This is a genomic window from Actinophytocola sp., assembly GCF_035712165.1.
Lineage (GTDB): Bacteria > Actinomycetota > Actinomycetes > Mycobacteriales > Pseudonocardiaceae > DASYTH01.
Map to the genome: position 1 here is coordinate 1 of NZ_DASTBH010000243.1, position 6,215 is coordinate 6,215.

General features: G+C 72.4%; 4 protein-coding genes. All 4 read left to right on the forward strand.

Features of this window, described 5'->3' with window-relative positions; translation table 11 throughout:
* The first annotated feature begins 156 nt into the window (after window positions 1-156).
* Window positions 157-2,304 (forward strand): transketolase, encoded by a 2,148-nt coding sequence (gene tkt / locus VFO68_RS13915; protein WP_325158676.1) that lies wholly within the window; start codon window positions 157-159, stop codon window positions 2,302-2,304.
* A gap of 12 nt (window positions 2,305-2,316) precedes the next feature.
* Complete coding sequence (gene tal / locus VFO68_RS13920; protein ID WP_325158677.1) at window positions 2,317-3,423, forward strand: transaldolase; 1,107 nt, start codon at window positions 2,317-2,319, stop codon at window positions 3,421-3,423.
* Window positions 3,416-5,050 carry a glucose-6-phosphate isomerase gene (locus VFO68_RS13925; protein ID WP_325158678.1) on the forward strand — a complete coding sequence of 545 codons (1,635 nt, stop codon included), beginning with the start codon at window positions 3,416-3,418 and terminating at the stop codon, window positions 5,048-5,050. Before tal ends, VFO68_RS13925 begins: the two co-directional genes overlap by 8 nt.
* A 32-nt stretch (window positions 5,051-5,082) precedes the next feature.
* The coding region (zwf, locus tag VFO68_RS13930; protein ID WP_325158679.1) for a glucose-6-phosphate dehydrogenase at window positions 5,083-6,215 on the forward strand (1,133 nt) is incomplete at its 3' end.

The following is a 6,215-nucleotide window of genomic DNA, read 5'->3' on the forward strand; positions in this document are numbered from 1 at the left end:
GCCGGCCGCGACCCGGCGCCGATCAATTCGCGGGACAACGGAAGACCTGAGGACGCCCGTCTTCACCCGGGGGTTTAGCGTGGCTGGATAGGGTCATCGACTAAGAGAGTCCGCAGACTTGTCCGCAGACCACCATCCGCGAGGAGCACATCCACTGTGGCTGCCAACAACACCGACGAATCCCCCCTTTCGTGGTCCGACCTGGACCGCCGCGCGGTCGACACGGTCCGCGTGCTGGCCATGGACGCCGTGGAGAGCGCCGGCAACGGCCATCCCGGTACGGCGATGAGCCTGGCCCCCGCGGCGTATCTGCTGTTCCAGCGGGTGCTGCGGCACGACCCGACGGACCCGCAGTGGCCAGGGCGTGACCGATTTGTCCTTTCCTGTGGGCACTCCAGCCTGACGCTCTACATCCAGCTCTACCTCTCCGGGTACGGCCTGGGCCTCGACGACCTGCGCGCCCTGCGCCAGTGGGGATCGCTGACCCCCGGTCACCCGGAGCACGGGCACACCCCGGGCGTGGAGACCACCACCGGCCCGCTCGGCCAGGGCCTCGGCAACGCCGTGGGCATGGCGATGGCGGCCCGCCGGGAGCGCGGCCTGTTCGACCCGGACGCCGAGCCGGGTACGTCGGTGTTCGACCACCACATCTACTGCTTCGCGTCGGACGGGGACATCGAGGAGGGCATCAGCCACGAGGCCAGCGCGCTCGCCGGCCACCACAAGCTGGGCAACCTCGTCCTGGTGTACGACGACAACGAGATCTCGATCGAGGACGACACCCGGATCGCACTCAGCGAGGACGTGGCGGCCCGCTACGAGGCCTACGGCTGGCACGTGCAGACGGTCGACTGGCGGCGCGGGCACGCCGAGGAGGGCGACTACGCCGAGGACGTGCCGGCGCTGTACGCGGCGCTGCAGGCGGCCCGGGCCGAGACCGGCCGGCCGTCGTTCATCCGGCTCCGCACGATCATCGGCTGGCCGGCGCCGAACAAGCAGAACACCGGGAAGATCCACGGCTCGGCGCTGGGCAAGGACGAGGTCGCGGCCACCAAGGAGATCCTGGGCTTCGACCCGGCCGCCAGCTTCGCCGTGGACGACAAGGTGCTCGCGCAGGCCCGCGAGGTGGTCGACCGAGGCCGGGCGGCGCACGCGGTGTGGCAGGAGGAGTTCGACGCCTGGGCGCAGGCCAACCCCCAGCGCAAGGCGCTGTTCGACCGGCTGTCCGCCCGTACCCTGCCGGACGGCTGGACCGACGCGCTGCCGGTCTTCGACGCGGACGCCAAGGGGATCGCCACCCGCGCGGCCTCCGGCAAGGTTCTGGGCGCGCTGGCCCCGGTGCTGCCCGAGCTGTGGGGCGGCTCGGCCGACCTGGCCGAGAGCAACAACACGACAATGGCCGGCGAGCCGTCGTTCATCCCCGCCGAGTACGCGACCAAGGCGTTCCCCGGCGACGAGTACGGCCGCACGCTGCACTTCGGCATCCGCGAGCACGCCATGGGTGCGATCCTCAACGGGATCGTGCTGCACGGCGGCACCCGCCCGTACGGCGGCACATTCCTGGTCTTCAGCGACTACATGCGCCCGGCGGTGCGGCTGGCCGCGCTGATGAAGCTGCCGGTCGTGTACGTGTGGACCCACGACTCGATCGGCCTCGGCGAGGACGGCCCGACCCACCAGCCCATCGAGCACCTGTCCGCGCTGCGCGCCATCCCCGGGCTGGACGTCGTCCGCCCGGCCGACGCCAACGAGACGGCCTGGGCGTGGCGGGGCGCGCTGGAGCACACCGACCGGCCGACCGCGCTCGCGCTGAGCCGGCAGAACCTGCCGACCGTTGACCGGTCGCCCGGCTCCGGCTTCGGCCCGGCCGAGGGCGTGCTCAAGGGCGGCTACGTGCTGGCCGACGCCGGCAACGGCCAGCCCGAAGTGATCATCATCGGGACCGGGTCCGAGGTGGCCACCTGCCTCATCGCGCGGGAGCGGCTCGAGGCCGACGGCGTACCCACCCGGGTCGTGTCGATGCCCTGCCAGGAGTGGTTCTTCGAGCAGGACGAGGTGTACCGGGAGAGCGTGCTCCCGCGCGCCGTCAAGGTCCGGGTCAGCGTCGAGGCCGGGGTGTCGATGAGCTGGGACCGGATCGTCGGCGACGCCGGCGAGAGCGTGAGCATTGAGCACTTCGGCTCGAGCGCGCCGTTCCAGGTGCTGTTCGAGCAGTTCGGCTTCACCCCGGACCGGGTGATCGCCGCCGCCCGCGCGTCGCTGTCGCGGGTCGGTGCGATCCAGGGGTCCACCACCGGCAACTGAAGGGATACCCCGATGACCGACCGACTCGCTCAGCTCAGTGCCGCAGGCGTGGCGATCTGGCTCGACGACCTCTCCCGCGTGCGCCTGACCACCGGCACCCTGGACAACCTGCGCCGGGAGAAGCACGTCGTCGGGGTCACGTCCAACCCCACGATCTTCGCCAAGGCGCTCTCCGACGCGGAGGCGTACGACGGGCAGACGCGCGACCTGGCCGTGCGCAAGATCGGCGTCGACGAGGCGGCGCGGCTGATGACCACGTACGACGTGCGCTGGGCGTGCGACGTGATGCGGCCCGCGTACGACGAGTCCGGCGGGGTGGACGGCCGGGTGTCCATCGAGGTGGACCCGCGGATGGCGCACGAGACCGAGCGGACGGTCGCCGAGGCGGCGGCGCTGTGGTGGCTGGTGGACCGGCCCAACCTGTTCATCAAGATCCCCGCGACGGAGCCCGGCCTGCCGGCGATCACCCGCACGCTGGCCGCCGGGATCAGCGTCAACGTGACGCTCATCTTCTCGCTGGAGCGCTACTCGGCGGTGATGGACGCGTTCCTGGACGGCATGGAGCAGGCCAAGGCCAACGGGCACGACCTGTCCACGATGTGCTCGGTGGCCTCGTTCTTCGTGTCCCGCATGGACACCGAGGTGGACAAGCGGCTGGACAAGCTCGGCACCGACGAGGCCAAGGCCATGCGCGGCAAGGCCGCCGTCGCCAACGCCCAGCTCGCGTACGAGCGCTACGAGGAGGTGTTCAGCGGCGAGCGGTGGCGGGCGCTGGCCGACGCCGGCGCGCGGCCGCAGCGGCCGCTGTGGGCCTCCACGTCGACAAAGAACCCGGCGTACCGGGACGTGATCTACGTCGAGGAGCTGATCGCCCCCGGCACGGTCAACACGATGCCGGAGTCCGTGGTGCACGCGTTCGCCGACCACGGCGAGGTCAAGGCGTCCTTCGCCGGCCGGTACGAGCAGGCCCGCCAGGTCATCGCGGACCTGGCCGCGCTCGGCGTCGACTACGACGACGTGGTGGACACGCTGGAGCGCGAGGGCGTGGAGAAGTTCGAGGCCAGCTACGGCGAGCTGCTCCAGAGCGTGCAGACCCAGCTGGAGGCGCTCAGTGAGTGATCTTCTCGACGGCGTGGAGGCCGCGGCCGGCCTGGCCGTGCACCGCGCCGGCACGGTCGGCGCCGAGGCCCGGCGCGCGCTGGCGGCCGACGGCGTGCCCGGCCTGCTCGCCGCCAAGGATCCCACCCTCTGGGGGCCCGAGGCGGAGGAGGTCGCCAAGATCCGGCTGGGCTGGGTGGACACGTTCCGCCGGTCCCGTCAGCTCCTCCCCCAGCTCGCCGAGCTGAAGGCCGAGCTGGCCGACCTCGACCACGTCGTGCTCGCCGGCATGGGTGGCTCGTCGCTGGCCCCCGAGGTCATCTGCCGCACGCTGGGCCGCCGGCTCACCGTGCTGGACACCACCGACCCGCACCAGGTCGGGCGGGCGCTGCGGGACAGGTTGGAGCGCACCGTCGTCGTCGTGTCCAGCAAGTCCGGCTCGACGGTGGAGACCGACAGCCACCGCCGCGCGTACTGGCAGGCGTTCCTCGACGCCGGCCTGACCGAGGCGGAGGCCGCCCGGCACTTCGTCGTGGTCACCGACCCCGGCTCGCCGCTGGAGGCCACCGCCCGCGAGCTGGGCATCGTGGTGGTCCAGGCCGACGCCGAGGTCGGCGGCCGGTACTCGGCGCTGACCGCGTTCGGGCTGGTCCCGTCCGCGCTGGCCGGGGTGGACGTGGCCGAACTGCTGGACCAGGCCGAGGAGCTGGCCGGCTCCCTCGGGCGCGACGAGGACAACCCCTCGCTGGCCCTGGGCGCGGCGCTCGGCGCCGCGGCGGAAGCCGGCCGGGACAAGCTGGCGCTGGTCTCCGACGGCACCGGAATCGTGGGTCTCGGCGACTGGGCCGAGCAGTTGATCGCCGAGTCCACCGGCAAGGCCGGCAGGGGCATCCTGCCGGTGGTGATCGAGACGCCGGACGCGCCCGGCACATCCGCGCCGGACGTGCTCGCGGTCACCGTCGGCGGTTCGCTGCCGGCCGGCGCGGTGCCCGCCGGCGGCGTGCACGCCGACCTGGCCGTCAACGGCCCGCTCGGCGCGCAGTTCCTGGCCTGGGAGTACGCCACAGCGGTCGCCGCCCGGGTGATCGGGGTGGAGCCCTTCGACCAGCCGAACGTGGCCGAGTCCAAGGAGAACACCGGGCGGATCCTCACCGAGGGGCTTCCCCCCGAGGAGCCGTCGTTCACGGCGGGTCCGGTGCAGGCGTACGCACCGGCCGAGGCCGGCGGCACCCTCACCGAGGTGCTGGCCTGGCTGGCCGGCTCCGTACCGGAGAGCGGCTATCTGGCGGTCATGGCGTACCTGGACCGGTTCGTCGACGCCGACGCGGCCGGCGTGCGGTCGCTGCTGGCGGCCGCCTCGGGCCGGGCCGTGACGTTCGGCTGGGGGCCGCGCTTCCTGCACTCCACCGGCCAGTACCACAAGGGCGGCCCGCAGGTCGGCTCGTTCCTCCAGATCACCGGCGCGGTCACCCGGGACCTGCCGGTGCCCGGCCGGCCGTACACCTTCGGCTCGCTGATCGCCGCGCAGGCCGCGGGCGACCGGCAGGCCCTCGCCGGGCGGCGCCGGCCGCTCGTACACCTGCACCTGACCGACCGCGCGGCCGGGGTCGTCGCGCTGCTGGACGCCGCCCGGGCGCTGCGCGCCTAGGGCCCGTCACGGGGGATGAGGGGACGCCGAAGATGGTGGAGACGCTGACGGGCAATCCGCTGCGGGACCCGCAGGACCGGCGGCTGCCGCGGATCCCGGAGCCGTGCGCGCTTGTCATCTTCGGGGTGACCGGCGACCTGTCCCGCAAGAAGCTCATCCCCGCCGTGTACGACCTGTCCAACCGCGGGCTGCTGCCGACCAGCTTCGCCGTGCTCGGCTTCGCCCGCCGCGACTGGGGCGAGGGCGACTTCCTCGACCTGGCCAAGACGGCGGCGCAGGCCGGCGCCCGCACGCCGTGGCGGGAGGAGGTGTGGGAGCGGCTGGCGGCCAGCATCAAGTTCGTGGCCGGGTCGTTCGAGGACGACGACGCGTTCGACGGGCTGGCCGCGGAGTTGGAGTCGCTGGCGTCCTCGCACGGCATCCAGGGCAACGCCGCGTTCTACTTCTCCATCCCGCCGGCCGTGTTCCCCCTGGTGCTCAAGCAGTTGGAGCGCACCGGCATGGCCCGCAACACCAACGGCTGGCGGCGGGTGGTGGTCGAGAAGCCGTTCGGGCACGACCTGCCGTCCGCCCGCGAGCTGAACCAGTTGGTCGACACCGTGTTCACCCCGGAGGAGGTCTTCCGGATCGACCACTACCTGGGCAAGGAGACGGTGCAGAACATCATGGTGCTGCGCTTCGCCAACGCCCTGTTCGACCCCATCTGGAACTCCAAGTACGTCGACTCGGTGCAGATCACGATGGCCGAGGACGTCGGCATCGGCACCCGCGCCGGGTTCTACGACTCGGCCGGCGCGGCCCGCGACGTGCTGCAGAACCACCTGATGCAACTGCTGGCGCTGATCGCCATGGAGGAGCCGACCAGCTTCGACTCCGCCGAGATCCGGGCGGAGAAGCTGCGGCTGCTCAAGGCGGTCACCGTGCCGGAGGACGTGCACACCGGCACGGTCCGCGGCCAGTACCTCAGCGGCTGGGTGGCCGGCGAGCGCGCGCCGGGCTACCTGGAGGAGCCGAAGGTGCCGGCCGACTCCACCACGGAGACGTACGCGGCGGTCCGCCTCGGCATCCAGAACCGGCGCTGGGCCGAGGTGCCGTTCTACATCCGTACCGGCAAGCGCATGCCCCGGCGGGTCACCGAGATCGCCGTGCTGTTCAAGAAGGCGCC

What these genes read in the sequence shown, in the direction of transcription:
- tal (WP_325158677.1), top strand. Translation starts at nt 2,317, where the DNA reads ATGACCGACCGACTCGCTCAGCTCAGTGCCGCAGGCGTGGCGATCTGG.